This window comes from Streptomyces sp. NPDC005963 (assembly GCF_040638655.1).
Taxonomy (GTDB): Bacteria; Actinomycetota; Actinomycetes; order Streptomycetales; family Streptomycetaceae; genus Streptomyces.
The window spans coordinates 32,344-48,305 of sequence record NZ_JBEXVD010000025.1 but is presented as its reverse complement, the minus strand read 5'-3'; the positions used below and the strand labels follow the sequence as shown (position 1 = coordinate 48,305).

General features: G+C 69.1%; 15 protein-coding genes. 9 read left to right on the top strand and 6 right to left on the bottom strand.

The features are described 5' to 3' along the window. Positions 1 to 111: 111 nt before the first annotated feature. Positions 112 to 717: a hypothetical protein gene (locus tag ABZ348_RS27195; RefSeq protein ID WP_358937364.1), complete on the bottom strand. Its 606-nt coding sequence runs from the start codon at positions 715 to 717 to the stop codon at positions 112 to 114. Positions 718 to 912: 195 nt separating this feature from the next. On the opposite strand from ABZ348_RS27195, the gene ABZ348_RS27190 reads away from it, so the two are divergent. Next, positions 913 to 1,935 (top strand): helix-turn-helix domain-containing protein, encoded by a 1,023-nt coding sequence (locus ABZ348_RS27190; RefSeq protein WP_358937362.1) that lies wholly within the window; start codon positions 913 to 915, stop codon positions 1,933 to 1,935. A 124-nt stretch (positions 1,936 to 2,059) separates the two neighbouring features. Here ABZ348_RS27190 and ABZ348_RS27185 read toward each other — a convergent pair whose 3' ends face one another. The 3 genes from ABZ348_RS27185 to ABZ348_RS27175 all read right to left on the bottom strand — a co-directional run bounded on the left by ABZ348_RS27185 (position 2,060) and on the right by ABZ348_RS27175 (position 4,658). Then, the gene (locus ABZ348_RS27185; RefSeq protein WP_358937360.1) at positions 2,060 to 2,503 is read right to left on the bottom strand and encodes a DUF1801 domain-containing protein; all 444 of its coding nucleotides are present in this window, start codon (positions 2,501 to 2,503) and stop codon (positions 2,060 to 2,062) included. A 158-nt stretch (positions 2,504 to 2,661) separates the two neighbouring features. Further along, entirely contained in the window at positions 2,662 to 3,408 is a 747-nt protein-coding gene (locus ABZ348_RS27180; RefSeq protein WP_358937359.1) for a VOC family protein, read from the bottom strand. Positions 3,409 to 3,536: 128 nt separating this feature from the next. After that, positions 3,537 to 4,658, bottom strand: a complete 1,122-nt coding sequence (locus ABZ348_RS27175) for a hypothetical protein (RefSeq protein WP_358937357.1) — start codon at positions 4,656 to 4,658, stop codon at positions 3,537 to 3,539. 480 nt (positions 4,659 to 5,138) lie between these two features. Between ABZ348_RS27175 and argC the strand changes: the two genes are divergently transcribed. The 5 genes from argC to ABZ348_RS27150 all read left to right on the top strand — a co-directional run bounded on the left by argC (position 5,139) and on the right by ABZ348_RS27150 (position 10,159). Continuing rightward, on the top strand, positions 5,139 to 6,167 hold the full coding sequence (argC, locus tag ABZ348_RS27170; protein ID WP_358937355.1) for an N-acetyl-gamma-glutamyl-phosphate reductase: 1,029 nt from the start codon (positions 5,139 to 5,141) through the stop codon (positions 6,165 to 6,167). Positions 6,168 to 6,303: 136 nt separating this feature from the next. Then, positions 6,304 to 7,458: a bifunctional glutamate N-acetyltransferase/amino-acid acetyltransferase ArgJ gene (gene argJ, locus ABZ348_RS27165; RefSeq protein WP_358937353.1), complete on the top strand. Its 1,155-nt coding sequence runs from the start codon at positions 6,304 to 6,306 to the stop codon at positions 7,456 to 7,458. Positions 7,459 to 7,480: 22 nt separating this feature from the next. Then, positions 7,481 to 8,401, top strand: a complete 921-nt coding sequence (gene argB / locus ABZ348_RS27160; RefSeq protein ID WP_358937351.1) for an acetylglutamate kinase — start codon at positions 7,481 to 7,483, stop codon at positions 8,399 to 8,401. Then, entirely contained in the window at positions 8,398 to 9,615 is a 1,218-nt protein-coding gene (locus ABZ348_RS27155; RefSeq protein ID WP_358937349.1) for an acetylornithine transaminase, read from the top strand. The genes argB and ABZ348_RS27155 overlap by 4 nt, the downstream gene beginning before the upstream one ends. A gap of 7 nt (positions 9,616 to 9,622) precedes the next feature. After that, positions 9,623 to 10,159 carry an arginine repressor gene (locus ABZ348_RS27150; protein ID WP_358937347.1) on the top strand — a complete coding sequence of 179 codons (537 nt, stop codon included), beginning with the start codon at positions 9,623 to 9,625 and terminating at the stop codon, positions 10,157 to 10,159. A gap of 73 nt (positions 10,160 to 10,232) precedes the next feature. Here ABZ348_RS27150 and ABZ348_RS27145 read toward each other — a convergent pair whose 3' ends face one another. Beyond that, entirely contained in the window at positions 10,233 to 10,820 is a 588-nt protein-coding gene (locus ABZ348_RS27145) for a pyridoxamine 5'-phosphate oxidase family protein (protein WP_358937346.1), read from the bottom strand. 105 nt (positions 10,821 to 10,925) lie between these two features. Here ABZ348_RS27145 and ABZ348_RS27140 point away from each other — a divergent pair, with 105 nt between their 5' ends. Next, positions 10,926 to 12,119, top strand: coding sequence for an argininosuccinate synthase (locus tag ABZ348_RS27140; protein WP_358937344.1), 1,194 nt, complete (start codon positions 10,926 to 10,928; stop codon positions 12,117 to 12,119). A gap of 138 nt (positions 12,120 to 12,257) precedes the next feature. After that, the gene (gene argH, locus ABZ348_RS27135) at positions 12,258 to 13,685 is read left to right on the top strand and encodes an argininosuccinate lyase (protein WP_358937342.1); all 1,428 of its coding nucleotides are present in this window, start codon (positions 12,258 to 12,260) and stop codon (positions 13,683 to 13,685) included. Between the two features lie 134 nt (positions 13,686 to 13,819). On the opposite strand, the gene ABZ348_RS27130 is transcribed toward argH, so the two are convergent. After that, the gene (locus tag ABZ348_RS27130) at positions 13,820 to 14,764 is read right to left on the bottom strand and encodes an alpha/beta hydrolase (RefSeq protein WP_358937340.1); all 945 of its coding nucleotides are present in this window, start codon (positions 14,762 to 14,764) and stop codon (positions 13,820 to 13,822) included. A gap of 186 nt (positions 14,765 to 14,950) precedes the next feature. Between ABZ348_RS27130 and ABZ348_RS27125 the strand changes: the two genes are divergently transcribed. Then, the gene (locus tag ABZ348_RS27125) at positions 14,951 to 15,898 is read left to right on the top strand and encodes a WYL domain-containing protein (RefSeq protein WP_358937338.1); all 948 of its coding nucleotides are present in this window, start codon (positions 14,951 to 14,953) and stop codon (positions 15,896 to 15,898) included. The last annotated feature ends 64 nt before the right edge of the window (positions 15,899 to 15,962 follow it).

Sequence of the window (15,962 nt, the reverse complement as noted above, 5' to 3'; positions counted from 1 at the left end):
TCCATGGTCAGCCGGGGCGCCCGCCGCCGTCCACCGGACGGGCGATGCCCGGGCATGGATCGCACCAGCGGGTGCGCCGACCGTGAGCAGTCGGCGCACTCCGTCACCGGATCAGTAGGTGTCGAGGTGGAACCGCTGGTAGTTGGCGTACGGTCCGCTCTGGTTCTGACAGCCGAAGTGCCGCAGTCCGATGTTGCTGTCGTCGATGCACAGTCCGGTGGCGACATTGCGCAGGACGTTCGTCCCGCCGGGAGCCCCGATCAGCACGAACCGCTGGTAGTTGGCGTACGGTCCGCTCTGGCTCTGGCAGCCGAAGTGCCGCAGTCCGATGTTGCTGTCGTCCACGCAGAGTCCGGTGGCCCAGTTACGCAGCACGTACGTGTACGGGGCCACGGTGATGAAGTCGAACTTCTGGTAGTTGGCGTACGGCCCGGTCTGGGTCTGGCAGCCGAAGTGCCGCAGTCCGATGTTGCTGTCGTCGACACAGAATCCCGTGGCGACGTTGCGCAGCCGAACCGTGTAGACGGCGGACGCGCCCACGGCCTTCGTCGCCGCGAGGGTGCCTAACCCGCCGGCGGCAGCGCCGCCCGCGGTGGACGCCGGCGGTGTGGACGAAATGGGCGGGGCGGCCGGACCCGCGGTGGAGGTGCTCGCCGACACCAGGACAAGACCGGCTGCGGCGAGGAGCGCGGCAGCACCGCGAACGGTCCTGCCCATGAGAGTGCGCCTGCTGTTCAACGTGTCTCCTACGAGGTAGGGGTGTGTGCGGGAGGTGCGGCACCGAGTATCCGGGCGGCGATCCCCCGCTGGCTCCAGCAATGAGCGCACGAGATGTTGGCCTGTAGTGCACGCGAACTGACCGGAGGCGTCCTTTACCGGGCCGGCCGGTGCCGCGGAGCATGGAGCCCGGCCGTGGACGGACTCGGGGGTGCGATGACGGCGACGGGCGTGACCCGGGTCCGGGCGGACAGCGTCAGCCCGGGGGACCGGCTCGGCTGGTGGAGCTCAATGGTGGCCGATGCGGTCATGCCGGTCGCCATCAGCTGCGATCGCGCAGACCGCTTCGAGGGGCGGGCCATCTCGCTGCAACTGGCCCACACGGAAGTGTCGACGTTCTCCTTCTCGCCGATGTCCGCCCGACGCACCCGGACCCACATCAGAAGGGGCGACCCCGAGTCGTACTTCCTCGTCCTGGTGCACGGCAGCCCGATCGGTCTGGAGCAGCGGCGGAACACCACCCTCCTCCAAGCCGGTGACATGGCCCTGTTCGACACCTGGGACCCGCTCGCCTGCGAGTTCCAGGACCAGGGACGACAGTGCAGACTCACCTTGGTCCGGCTGCCCCGCGCCGCGATGCCCCTCCCGCACGAACGGACGAACGCGCTGCTGAGCACTCGGCTGCCCACCCGCGCCGGGACCGGGGCGCTGCTCGTCTCCTACCTGGCCGGCCTACGGGCCAACGCGGCCCACTGCGACGAGGCGGAACTACTCCGCCTCGGCGCGGTGGGGTTCCATCTCGTCTCCGACTTCCTGGCCACCCGGCTCGACGGAGCGTCCACGCTGTCGGCCGAGGCCCGTCGCCAGGTCCTGCTGACCCGCGTCCTGGCACACATCGACCACTACCTGGCCGATCCCGAACTGGGGCCGGTGACCATCGCCGCACACCACCACATCTCCGTGCGACTGCTGCACCAACTGTTTCGACAACAGCCCGAGACAGTCGGCGCCACCATCCGTCGGCGCAGACTCGAACGCAGTCGGGCCGATCTCGCCGATCCGCGGCTTTGCCGCAGGACGGTGGGGGAGATCGGCCTCCGGTGGGGGTTTCGACATCCTGCGGACTTCAGCCGTGCGTTCCGCGCTGCGTACGGCGTGCCGCCGGGTGAGTACCGGCGCACGGCATCCGTCCTGGACGCTCAGCCACCCCCGTGGTGACTGAGCGCCTCGCACGGACGGTCGGCGACCGTCCGTCATCCTCGTCTATCGCGACTCTCCTCGACCGCGACTCTCGTCGATCGGGACCGGGGCCGGGGCAGGGGGGTTGAGGCGCGGCGCCGTGTCAGCCGACGGCCTTCTTGACGAGCGAGGTGATCGTCTTCTCCGCCTCACCGCTCAACTCGGTCACGGCGTACGCGGTGGGCCAGAGGCCGCCGTCCTCGTCGAGCCCCGCCTCGGGGGTGAAACCGAAGGTGGAGTAACGCTCCTTATCGGTCTGGCCACTGCGGAAGAAGCACACGACCTTTCCTTTCCTTGCGTAGGCCGGCTGTCCGTACCAGAGTTTCGGCGCCAGTTCGGGGGCGGTGGCGGTCACGATGGCGTGGATGCGTTCGGCCACGGCGCGGTCGGGGTCCGCCATCTCCGCGATCTTCGACAGGACGTCCAGCGCCTCGGCGGCCTTCTTGTCGCCGCGACCGCGGCCCGCCTCCTTCTTCAGCTCCGCCGCGCGCTCCTTCATGGCGGCGCGCTCAACGTCGGAGAAGCCTCCGGTGCCCTTCGCGGTCATCGCTGCATCCTCCTGGTCGTGCTTCGTACGAGGTGCTTCGACGGTAGTCGTGCCGGGGCGGCGGAGGCTTCTCGAATCCTGATCGATGCGCACGGCGTGTTGCCGCCCTGCCGTGGCGCCGGCTTTGTACGCCGGGGTGGGACCGCCGGCCCTTCCGCTCAGGGCAGCGCGAGGACGCAGAGTTCGTGCCCCTCCGGGTCGATGAGGACCGTCCACGGCACGTCGCCCTGGCCGAGATCGAGGTCGGTGGCTCCGAGGTCCCGGAGTCGGTCCACCTCTGCTGACCCGTCGTCACCGGGGCGCGGCAGCAGGTCGAGGTGGACGCGGTCCGGCACGGTCTTCACGTCGGGCGTGCGGAGGAATTCGAGGTACGGACCGACACCCTCGGCGGAGCGGAACACCGCGTGATCGTCGGTCACCTCGTGCAGGGGCCAGTCCATCGCCCCGCCCCAGAACCGGGCCATGTCCCGTGGATCCACGCAGTCGACCACCACCGCGGCGATCGGTCCGGTGTCCCGGTAGACCTCCCGCGGCTCCAGTACGCAGAATTCGTTGCCCTCAAGATCCGTGAGGACCGTCCACGGCACGTCGCCCTGGCCCACGTGGGCGGGCGTCGCACCGAGCGCCTTCAGGCGCGCGATCAACTCGGTCTGATGGACGGCGGAGGTGGTGGCGAGATCGAGGTGCACGCGGTTCTTCGTCGGCGTCTTGCCTTCTGGGACGGCAACGACGTCGATGCCGATGGAGACCGGATCCGGCCAGACGAGTCCGCCGGTGGGTCCGACGTAGGTCGTCACACCGGATGCCCCGCCGTAGGCACTCCAGCCGAGCGCCTCCGCCCAGAACCGGCCGACCGCCGAGTGATCGAGAGCCTTGATGTTCACCTGAACAGGTCGCAGTCCCATGCCGGCGATCCTATGCACCGGCTGCGATGGGGCCACCGTCATGGCGGCACCGGAGCGGGAGCAGCCGGCCTTTTAGGCTCTCGGGTGAGGATGCGCGCTGTCTGCCGTGAGCCGCCTGGGCGCCGGGTTCAGTCCTCTTCGTCCCGGATCGTCATCCAGGCAAGGCCGGGGCCTGCGTACCCCGGGAGGAACATGGGGCCGACGAGCAGAAAGGGGACGGCGGCCACCGCGCCTGCCGCCGCTCCTCCGGTGAGGGTGCCGGTGAGGCAGAGAACGGCCAGCAGTGCGGCGGGCAGGAGCACCAGCAGTTGCCGGGGGGTCTGGGTGGCGTCGTAGCGGGAGGGGCGTGGTGGAGGGGAGACCGTGCGGCCGGGGTCGGTCTGCTGGAGGGGGGCGCGGCGTTCCCTGAGGTGAGGGACCCACTCCTGGCTGCCGGTGCGGCCCCACACGATGTGCCCGCTGTCGGTCACCAGCGCCGCGGGCATGACCACGTTCCGCAGACCGTACCTGTGGTGGATGGGTTCCCAGTTCTTGGGCCAGCACAGCCAGGCGTCTTGCCCCACGGCATGAGGCACGGAGTCCCACAGGTGGCGCCTGCCGGTCTCGTGGACGTCACCGCCTTCCATGGGCCCGAAGCGGAGTTCCTCCCGGGGCTTCCCACCGGGATCGGTCTCGTGCTGTGTCAGAGCGAGGTAGTGCTCGTGGACGTCCGTCGAGGGGGAGCGGGAACCGTGGGGGCGGAGGTCTGCCACGGCGGCGTCGACGCGTACGCGTATCGCGCGCACCCTGCCGCCGGCGGCGTCGTCGCGGAGCTGGGTGAACGGGGCTTGGACGGTCCTGCCGATCAGGTCATGGCAGAAGTAGGTGAGGACGAGGCCGAGGGCTCCGGTGAGGCCAGGGAGCAGGACCACGGTGAGCACCGCGGCGCTGGGCGGGTTCTCTTCGAGGGGTGGTGCGACGCTCGCCGCTGCCAGCGCGACGAAGAACGGTGTCCACAGCGCCAGGTACCGGGAGGCGGTAGCTCCCGCATTCCTCTTCACCAGGGGGAGCTTCGCCGGGATCGGCGGCGGGGCCTGCCCTGTGGTGTCCGCGCGGGCCGCATCGGCGGTCGTATCCGCCGGGGCCGGGCCCGGGGTGGGGCCGGCGGCGCGGGAGGCCAGAACCCAAGCTACCGCGAGCACCACGGCGAGGCCCAGGGGCACCAGGACGCTCCACCGCGGGGCGGGCTCGTTCCAGAACAGGACAACCATCAAGTACGCGACACCGAGGGAGGTCTGTGCGCCGGCACCCAGCCCTCTCGCGCGGGCAGTTGCACGGGTCCGCACCCCATCCCGCCTCACCACTCCTCCTCCGCACGTCACCCCGAGCGCGCCGGGACATGCACAGGTCAACCCAGTCTCTTTCACTCTTCTCCCCACCCACGTGCCCCGTCCGGAGCGTCCGCGCAGAATGCCTCCGTGGAGACGGCCCCGTCCACGGCGCGGTTCCGGAATCACGGGAACGGCGCCATCTCGCCAAGGGATCACGACCCCCACGGCGGCCGGCGTACCGCCGCTGACGGCCCCGCGCCTGCACCCGCCGGGACGGCGCACACGAGCGCCCAGTGCGGCCGACCGGCCCGGTCAGGGGTCGGCTCAGGCGCTCGGTCCCGCCCCCGGTCGCCGCCCCCGAGGGCTCATTGCATAAAACTTCCGGCCTGCGTATAGTCATGCCATCGATGAGGAGGTTCGATGGTGGTTCGAGCAGCAGTGGCCGGTGCCAGCGGATATGCGGGCGGAGAGGTGCTCCGACTGCTGACCGCACACCCCGGGGTCGAGGTCGGCGCGCTGACGGGCAACTCCAACGCGGGGCAGACCATCGGAAGTCTCCAGCCCCATCTGTTGCCACTGGCCGATCGGGTCCTTGAGGCCACCACGCCCGACGTGCTGGCCGGCCATGACGTGGTGTTCCTGGCGCTGCCGCACGGGCAGTCCGCCGCCGTGGCCGAACAGCTGGGGGACGACGTCCTCGTCGTCGACATGGGTGCCGACTTCCGACTCGCGGACGCCGGCGACTGGGAACGATTCTACGGTTCGCCCCACGCCGGAACCTGGCCGTACGGCCTTCCCGAACTGCCGGGTGCCCGCGCCGCGCTGGAGGGGTCCAAGCGCATCGCGGTCCCCGGCTGCTATCCCACGGCCGTATCGCTGGCCCTCTTCCCCGCGTACGTCGCGGACCTGGCGGAACCGGAAGCCGTCATCACCGCAGCCTCCGGTACTTCCGGTGCCGGCAAGGCTCCCAAGACCCATCTCCTCGGTTCCGAGGTGATGGGCTCGATGAGTCCGTACGGAGTGGGCGGCGGCCACCGGCACACCCCGGAGATGATCCAGAACCTCAGTGCGGTGGCGGGGGAGCGGGTCAGCGTGTCGTTCACGCCGACCCTGGCACCGATGGCACGCGGCATCCTCGCCACCTGCTCCACCAAGGCCAAGCCGGGAACCACCGCGCAGGATGTGCGGGACGCCTATGCCAAGGCGTATGCGGACGAACCCTTCGTACACCTCCTGCCCGAGGGGCAGTGGCCGGCGACCGCACATGTTGCCGGCGCCAACGCGGTGCACCTCCAGGTCGCCTTCGACGAGAGCGCGCACCGCATCATCGCGATCAGCGCCATCGACAACCTCACCAAGGGAACGGCGGGCGGTGCGATCCAGAGCATGAACATCGCCCTCGGACTGCCCGAAGGCATGGGCCTGCCCCTGGTCGGACTCGCGCCGTGACCGTGGCACGGGGCCGGTCGGGTGGGGCTCCGCGCGCCCGGGAGGTGCCGAGGGTGGGTCGCAACAGCGCACCAGTGGTGGAGACGAAGACCGTAGGGGCGCGCCGTGCGCGCGAAGCAGCCGAGAGGGAGACACAGTGAGCGTCACCGCAGCCAAGGGGTTCACCGCGGCGGGCATCGCCGCCGGAATCAAGGAGAGCGGCAACCCCGACCTGGCACTGGTCGTCAACGAGGGGCCGCGCAGGGCCGCCGCGGGAGTGTTCACGTCCAACCGGGTCAAGGCCGCGCCGGTCCTGTGGTCGGAGCAGGTGCTCAAGGGCGGTGCGGTCACAGCGGTCGTCCTGAACTCCGGTGGCGCCAACGCCTGCACCGGCCCCCAGGGCTTCCAGGACACCCACGCCACCGCCGAGAAGGCGGCCGAGGTCCTCGCCGGGCACAGCGCGGGTGAGATCGCCGTCGCGTCCACCGGGCTGATCGGCCTCCTCCTGCCCATGGACAAACTGCTGCCCGGCATCGAGACGGCCGCCGGCCAACTCTCGGAGCACGGCGGCGAGAAGGCCGCCATCGCCATCAAGACCACGGACACCGTCCACAAGACCGCGGTCCGCGAGGGCGGGGGATGGACGGTCGGCGGGATGGCCAAGGGCGCGGGGATGCTCGCCCCGGGGCTCGCCACCATGCTGGTCGTGCTCACCACGGACGCCGACCTGGAGCCCGCCGCCCTCGACAAGGCACTGCGTGACGCGACCCGGTTGACGTTCGACCGGATCGACTCCGACGGCTGCATGTCCACCAACGACACGGTGCTGCTCCTCGCATCCGGTGCATCCGGTGTGGTCCCGGAGTACGAGCCGTTCGCCGCGGCCGTCCGCGAGGTCTGTGACGATCTGGCCCGTCAGCTGATCGGTGATGCGGAGGGGGCGTCCAAGGACATCCGCATCGAGGTGATCGGTGCGGCCACGGAGGACGACGCCGTCGAGGTGGGTCGTTCCATCGCCCGCAACAACCTGCTGAAGTGCGCCATCCACGGCGAGGACCCCAATTGGGGCCGGGTGCTCTCCGCCATCGGCACCACCCAGGCGGCCTTCGAGCCGGATCAGCTCAACGTGGCCATCAACGACGTCTGGGTCTGTCGGAACGGGGGTGTCGGCGAGGACCGCGACCTGGTCGACATGCGCTACCGCGAGGTGAAGATCACCGCGGATCTCTCCGCCGGCTCCCAGTCCGCCGTCATCTGGGCGAACGATCTGACCGCGGACTACGTCCATGAGAACAGCGCCTACTCCTCCTGAGGATTCGGGGACCTTCACACCCATGAGCACCCGCAAGCACACCGCTCTGCCCAAGGCGCAGATCCTCATCGAGGCCCTGCCCTGGCTGACCAGGCACAACGGCAAGGTCGTCGTCGTCAAGTTCGGTGGCAACGCCATGGTCGACGAGGACCTGAAGGCCGCATTCGCCCAGGACGTGGTCTTCCTGCGCCAGGCCGGGCTGCGTCCCGTCGTGGTGCACGGCGGAGGGCCGCAGATCAGTGCGCAGCTGGACCGGCACGGTCTGGTCAGCGAGTTCAAGGCCGGTCTGCGGGTCACCACGCCCGAGGCGATGGACGTCGTGCGCATGGTGCTGGCGGGCCAGGTCCAGCGCGAACTGGTCGGGCTGCTGAACCAGCACGGGCCGCTCGCCGTCGGCCTCACCGGCGAGGACGCGCACACGATCACGGCGATCAAGCACCAGCCGCTGATCGACGGAGAGTTGGTCGACATCGGCCGGGTCGGCGAGATCACCCGGATCGACAGCGGTGCGATCGAGGCGCTGTTGGAGGACGGCCGCATCCCGGTCGTCTCCTCCATCGCACGCGCGGAGGACGACGGACATGTCTACAACGTCAATGCTGATACGGCGGCTGCGGCACTCGCTGCGGCGCTGGGCGCGGAAACCCTGATGGTCCTCACGGACGTCGAAGGGCTGTACGTGGACTGGCCCCACAGCGACGAGGTGATCAGCCGACTCTCGGCGACCCAGTTGGAGAAGCTGCTACCGGACCTCTCCAGCGGAATGGTTCCCAAGATGGAGGGCTGTCTGTTCGCCGTGCGCAACGGAGTCAACACGGCCCGGGTGATCGACGGCCGGGTCCCGCACTCCATCCTGCTGGAGATCTTCACCGACGAGGGGATCGGCACCATGGTCGTCCCCGACGGTCATCCGCTCGTGGCGGACGAACAGGGGGAAGCATGAGCAACCAGGAGTACGCCCGGCGCTGGCAGGGCGTGATGAGCGACAACTACGGCACGCCCGCACTGTCCTTGCTCCGCGGCGCGGGCGCGAAGGTCTGGGACGCGGACGGCACCGAGTACACCGACTTCGTCGGCGGCATCGCGGTGAACGCCCTCGGGCACGGACACCCCGCCGTGGTGGAGGCGGTCTCCCGGCAGATCGCGGCCCTCGGCCATGTCTCCAACCTCTATGTCGCCGAGCCGCCCGTACTGCTCGCTGAGCGGCTCATCGAACTCTTCGGTCGCCCCGGTCGCGTGTTCTTCTGCAACTCGGGTGCGGAGGCGAACGAGGCCGTCTTCAAGATCGGACGGCTGACGGGCCGTCCTCACCTGGTCGCCACCACGGGCGGTTTCCACGGCCGCACCATGGGCGCGCTGGCCCTCACCGGCCAACCCGGCAAGCGCGACCCCTTCCTCCCGCTGCCCGGCGAGGTGACCCATGTTCCGTACGGGGACGTGGAGGCGCTGAGGGCGGCCGTGACCACGGACACCGCCCTGGTGCTGATCGAGCCGATCCAGGGTGAGAACGGTGTCGTCGTGCCGCCGCCGGGCTATCTCGAAGCCGCTCGGGAGATCACGCGTACCGCGGGTGCGCTGCTCGCCCTCGACGAGGTGCAGACCGGTGTCGGACGGACCGGTTCCTGGTTCGAGTACCAGGCGCACCAGGGCGTCGAACCGGACGTGGTGACCCTCGCCAAGGGTCTCGGCGGCGGTCTCCCGCTCGGTGCGACCGTCGCCTTCGGCCCGGCCGCCGACCTCCTTCGGCCCGGGCACCACGGCACCACGTTCGGCGGCAACCCGGTTGCCTGTGCCGCCGGACTCGCCGTGCTCGACACGCTCGCCGAGGACGGAATCCTCGATCGGGTCAAGCGTCTCGGGGAGAAGATCAGGGACGGGATCGAGCGTCCGGGAGGCCGCGACGGGCATCCTCTGGTCTCCCATGTCCGCGGTGCGGGACTGCTGCTGGGTATCGTGCTCAACGAGCCCCTCGCGCCCCAGGTGCAGCTCGCGGCTCAGAGTGCCGGTTTTCTGGTGAATGCACCGGCCCCCGATGTCGTACGGCTCATGCCGCCGCTGATCATCGACGAGGCCGATGTGGACGCGTTCCTCCAGGCATGGCCCGGTGTGCTCGACACGGCCAACGAGAAGTACGGGGAAGGACGATCCGGAGAATGAGACGACGATGACCGAGGCGCAGGACACCGAGCACGGAGGGCCCGCGGTTCCGCAGACCCGCATGGCACGCCACCGCCGGATCGTGGACATCCTCAACCGACAGCCGGTCCGCTCCCAGAGCCAATTGGCCAAACTGCTCGCCGACAGCGGGCTGAGCGTCACCCAGGCGACGCTCTCGCGGGACCTGGACGAGTTGGGCGCGGTGAAGATCCGCAACACCGGTGGTGAGCTGATCTACGCCGTGCCCAGCGAGGGCGGTTTCCGCACCCCGCAGGCTCCGCTCGGAGGGTCGGCCAAGGAGGAGCGGATGCGCAGGCTGTCGGGGGAGCTCCTGATCTCCGCCGAGGCGTCCGCCAACCTGGTGGTCCTGCGCACTCCTCCGGGCGCTGCCCAGTTCCTCGCCTCGGCCATCGACCAGGCCGAACTGCACGACGTCCTCGGCACCATCGCGGGCGACGACACCCTGATGTTGATCAGCAGGGATCCGCTGGGCGGCCAAGCCCTCGCGGACCATCTGCTGCGGTTGGCCCAGAACGACCGGTAGGACGGGCGGGCCCGCCCCGTGACGGCGGGCCACGCCCCCGAGCCCTCGATGGGCTGGGGACGGGTCAATACACCTAGGCCGAGCGCTGGGGCAGCGGGAGCGGCAGCGCCGGCAGCCCGTCCAGACTCACCCCGACATGCTCCTTCTTCGCGCAGTACGCCGCGAACTCCTCGTCCGACTTCCGGCCGAAGTGCTCGGCGTGCTGGGTGCGCTCCTCCCGGTAGTCCATGAACGGCACAGCGAATCCGCAGGCGTCGCTGATGCGGCGGGCGCGGACCACGACGACGGCCCGGGCGCCGGGGCCGTCGGCCGCCGCGAAATGGCCGATGAGCTCCGGCCAGCGCGGATCGTCGCGGAAGATCGCCTCCCCGCTGCCGTGCACCCGCAGCACTTTCGGCGGTCCGGAGAAGGCACACCACATCAGGGTGATCCGCCCGTTCCCCTCCTCGCGCAGATGCGCGATCGTCTCCGCCCCGCTGCCGCCGAAGTCCAGATAGGCGAGGGTCTGCCCGTCGAGGACGACGAGGCTGCCGCTGCGGCCCTTGGGGGAGAGGTTGACATGCCCCTCGCCGTCCAGCGGGGCGGTGGCGGTGAAGAACACCGGCTGTTGCTCGATGAAGGTTCTGATGCGGCCCTCGATGCGCTCGTATCGCTGTCCCATGGGGCGGATTATCCGCCGCGCGGGGCTCCACCTCCATGGGATTGACGAATCATGCAAGGGAATGCATACTTATTCCATCGTCGAATGCACCGTAAGGAGAATCCCGTGACCGAGCGCGTCGTACTCGCCTACTCGGGCGGTCTGGACACCTCCGTCGCCATCGGCTGGATCGCCGAGGAGACGGGCGCCGAGGTCATCGCCGTTGCCGTGGACGTCGGCCAGGGCGGCGAGGACCTGGACGTCATCCGCAAGCGCGCGCTCGCCTGCGGTGCCGTGGAAGCCGAGGTGGCCGACGCCAAGGACGAGTTCGCCGACGAGTACTGCCTCCCGGCGATCAAGGCCAATGCGCTGTACATGGACCGGTACCCGCTGGTCTCCGCGCTCTCCCGGCCCACGATCGTCAAGCACCTCGTCGCCGCAGCCCGCAAGCACAACGCCGGCATCGTCGCCCACGGCTGCACCGGCAAGGGCAATGACCAGGTCCGTTTCGAGGCCGGTATCTCGGCGCTCGGTCCCGACCTGAAGTGCATCGCCCCGGTCCGCGACTACGCGATGACCCGGGACAAGGCGATCGCCTTCTGCGAGGCGAAGCAGCTTCCGATCGCGACCACCAAGAAGTCCCCGTACTCCATCGACCAGAACGTCTTCGGTCGGGCCGTGGAGACGGGCTTCCTGGAGGACATCTGGAACGCGCCGATCGAGGACATCTACGAGTACACCTCCAACCCCGCCGTCCCGCGCGAGGCCGACGAGGTCGTCATCTCCTTCAAGGAGGGCGTCCCCGTCGCCATCGACGGCAAGCCCGTCACCGTCCTCCAGGCGATCCAGCAGCTCAACGAGCGGGCCGGCGAGCAGGGCATCGGCCGGATCGACATGGTCGAGGACCGGCTGGTCGGCATCAAGTCCCGTGAGGTGTACGAGGCTCCCGGCGCGATCGCACTGATCACCGCCCACCAGGAGCTGGAGAACGTCACGGTCGAGCGCGAGCTGGCCCGCTACAAGCGGCAGGTCGAGCAGCGCTGGGGCGAGATGGTCTACGACGGCCTGTGGTTCTCCCCGCTCAAGCGGGCCCTGGACGGCTTCATCAACGAGGCCAACCAGCACGTCACCGGCGACATCCGGATGACCCTGCACGGCGGCCGGGCCGTCGTCACGGGCCGGAAGTCGGACGAGTCGCTGTACGACTTCAACCTCGCCACCTACGACTCCGGCGACACCTTCGACCAGTCGAAGGCCCAGGGCTTCATCGAGATCTTCGGACTCTCCTCCAAGATCGCGGCCAAGCGGGACCTGGCCTGACCGTCCGATCCCGTCGCAACCGCCGGTGCCGATCGGGCCCCCGGCGACACGACGCGCGCACCACGTGAAGAAGCCGCCTCCCCGTAACCTTTCGCGGGGAGGCGGTCGCACATCTCTTTCTTCGAGGAGCTTGAAGCTGTGAGCAGCAACAACGGTGATGTCCGGCTCTGGGGTGCTCGGTTCGCCGACGGTCCCGCCGAGGCGCTGGCCAAGCTGTCGGCGTCCGTCCACTTCGACTGGCGGCTCGCCCCCTATGACATCGCCGGATCGCGCGCCCACGCCCGGGTGCTGCACACGGCGGGCCTGCTCACCGAGGACGAGCTGACCCGGATGCTGGCCGGCCTCGACCAGCTCGAAGCCGATGTGGCCGATGGCTCCTTCACCGGCACCATCGCCGATGAGGACGTGCACACCGCGCTGGAGCGGGGTCTGCTGGAGCGGCTCGGTCCCGACCTCGGCGGCAAGCTGCGCGCCGGGCGCTCCCGCAACGACCAGATCGCCACGCTCTTCCGGATGTACCTGCGCGACCACGCGCGGATCATCGGCACACTGATCGCCGACCTCCAGGACGCACTGGTGGGCCTCGCCGAAGCCCACCCCGATGTGGCGATGCCCGGGCGCACCCACCTCCAGCACGCCCAGCCCGTCCTGTTCGCCCACCACGTGCTCGCCCATGCCCAGTCGCTGTCCCGGGACGCCGAGCGGTTGCGGCAGTGGGATGTGCGCACGGCCGTGTCCCCGTATGGCTCGGGTGCGCTGGCCGGCTCATCGCTGGGTCTCGACCCCGAGGCGGTCGCCGCCGACCTCGGCTTCGAGCGCGGCTCCGTCGGCAACTCCATCGACGGCACCGCCTCCCGCGACTTCGTCGCCGAGTTCGCCTTCATCACGGCGATGATCGGGGTGAACCTCTCCCGGATCGCCGAGGAGGTCATCATCTGGAACACGAAGGAGTTCTCCTTCGTCACCCTCCACGACGCGTTCTCCACCGGCTCGTCGATCATGCCGCAGAAGAAGAACCCGGACATCGCCGAACTCGCCCGCGGCAAGTCGGGCCGGCTGATCGGCAACCTCACCGGCCTCTTGGCCACGTTGAAGGCCCTGCCGCTCGCGTACAACCGCGACCTCCAGGAGGACAAGGAGCCCGTCTTCGACTCGTGCGACCAGTTGGAGGTGCTGCTCCCCGCCTTCACCGGCATGATGGCGACCCTGACGGTGAACCGGGAGCGGATGGCCGAGCTCGCTCCGGCCGGCTTCTCGCTGGCCACCGACATCGCGGAGTGGCTGGTCAAGCAGGGCGTGCCGTTCCGTGTCGCGCACGAGGTCGCGGGGGAGTGCGTCAAGGAGTGCGAGGGCCTCGGCATCGAACTCGACGAGCTCACGGACGAACAGTTCGCAAAGATCTCTCCCCATCTGACCCCCGATGTCCGCTCGGTCCTCACCGTGTCGGGCGCGCTCGCCTCCCGTAACGGTCGGGGCGGTACGGCCCCCTCCGCGGTCGCCGTCCAACTGGCCGAGGTCAAGGCCGACCTGGCGGAGCAGCACGCCTGGGCGAACGCCGCTCGCTGATCCGGGGAACCGGCTTACGGGGCTGCCGCCCAGGGTGCGAGCGCGTCGAAGCCGGGAGCTTCAGGCGTCCGCCGAGACCGCGCGTGGCCTCGGCGGACTGCCGCATCACGCCCGACACAAACGGATCCCGAGGATTAGACGGCGTCCTGCTGTTCCAGCCACTTCGTGATCAGTCGGTTTGTTTCTTCGGGCTTTTCCTGCTGGATCCAATGGCCGCAATCCAGACTGGCCACTTCCACCTGGGGCACGAACTCCGCCAGCCTTTCCGATCTCTGGATCACATCCCGGTCGCCGTAGATCATAAGTGTGGGCTTTTGGATGATCGGGTCCACGTCCGCCAGCAAGTGCCAGTTGCGGTCAAGGTTCCGGTACCAATTCACACTGCCCGTGAATCCCGTCGATGTGAAGGCGGAGACGAAAACGGCCAGTTCGTCGTCGCTCATGACGGGATCACCGAGTGGTGTTTCCGCTCTGGCGAGATCGATCAGCGCCATACCCGGCTGGGGTTCCTTGGGGGGCTCGTTCTTCCGGTACAGATTACGAAGGAACTGGAAGGTGTTCTCGTCGAACACGGCGTCCGCGACGCCTGGCTGCCGATTGAAGTGGACGAAGTAGAAGTCGCCACCGAGCACATCCTCCATGAGCTCGATCCAGGGCCTTTCTCCACGCTCCTGGTAGGGCAGGCTCAGGTTGATCACCTTGTTGACCCGATTCGGATGCAGCAGGGTCAGTCCCCAGACGACCATGGCGCCCCAGTCGTGACCGACGAAGGTGGCATCCTCGTACCCGTAGTGATCGAGAAGGGCGACGAGATCACTCGACAGGCGTTCGATGTCGTATTCCGTCACTTCGGTCGGACGGGATGAGTTTCCGTAACCGCGCTGGTTCGGAACGATGACGTGGTAGCCGGCTGCGGCAAGGGCGGGCATCTGATGGCGCCAGGAAAAGGCGTGCTCAGGCCAGCCGTGACAGAGCACGATGGGTTTCCCCGCATTCTGTCGTCCCGCTTCAAAGACCTCAAGCTCCACTCCGTTCACGGAGACAAGGGTGGGCTCGGGGAAGTCGGCCGGATCGAACATGGCATGTCCTCTCTTTCTTTTAGGGGTGATCAGGCCCGGACGAGAGGGTTCCCGAAGACGGCGTCGGCGCACCCCTGGCAGGCCGATGCGCTCGTACGTAGTGGGGCTCGTCGGTGAGGCCATGGCGCTATCTTGCCGACTGAAACCGGTCACCCCATGACCGGTTTATATGGGAGTTTTATCGGTATGCGAACCGACCGACTGGTGGCCATCCTCCTGCTGTTGCAACGGCGCGAGCAGGTGACGGCAGCGGAGGTCGCCCAGGAGCTGGAGGTCTCCGAGCGCACCGCCCGCCGCGACCTCGACGCCCTGGCCACGGCCGGGGTTCCCGTGTACTCCACGCAGGGCCGGGGCGGCGGCTGGCGCCTGGTGGGCGGCGCCCGCACCGACCTGTCCGGGTTGACCGCGAGCGAGGCCCGCGCCCTGTTCCTGGTCGCCGGCCCGGCCTCGGCTGCGACGCCGGCCGTGAAAGCGGCCCTGCGCAAGCTCGTCCAGGCCCTGCCGGAGCCCTTCCGGGTGCAGGCCGAGGCGGCAGCGTCGTCGTTGGTCATGGACCCGCAGCGATGGGGGACGAGCCGGATCGAGCACCGACCACCTCGCTTCCTCGACGAACTCCAGGACGCGGTGATCCGTGGCGTCCAGGTGCGGCTCCGCTACGTCGACCGCAAGGGTGCCGAAACCGAGAGGACCGTCCACCCGCTGGGCATCGTCGCCAAGGGCCCGTCGTGGTACCTCGTCTCCCACACCGGGGACGGCCGACGGACCTTTCGGATCGACCGCGTGTCGTCCGTCGACCCGACCGACGATCCCGTGCACCGACCCGAGGACTTCGACCTCGCCGAGAGCTGGCGCGAGATCGCCGACGAGGTCGACCGCAAGCGGACGCCCCTGGAGATCCAGGCGGTCTGCGCGCCCCACAAGGTGGGCCTGCTCCGGCTGGCGCTCGGCGGTCGGCTTGAGGTGGGGGGTTCCGCGGCCGACGGCCGCGTCGAGGTCGTGATCCGCGGACGCGACGAGTACGTCCTCGCAGGCGAACTCGCCTGGTCGGTCGAATGGCTTGAGGTGACCGGCCCTCCGGGTGTGCGGGACCACCTGGCCGCGATCGGCAACGCACTGGTCGAGCGATACGGCTGAAACCGTCCCACGGTATCGAAATCTCGGCGCGTCTGTGAGGCGACACACTATCGATTGAGACATT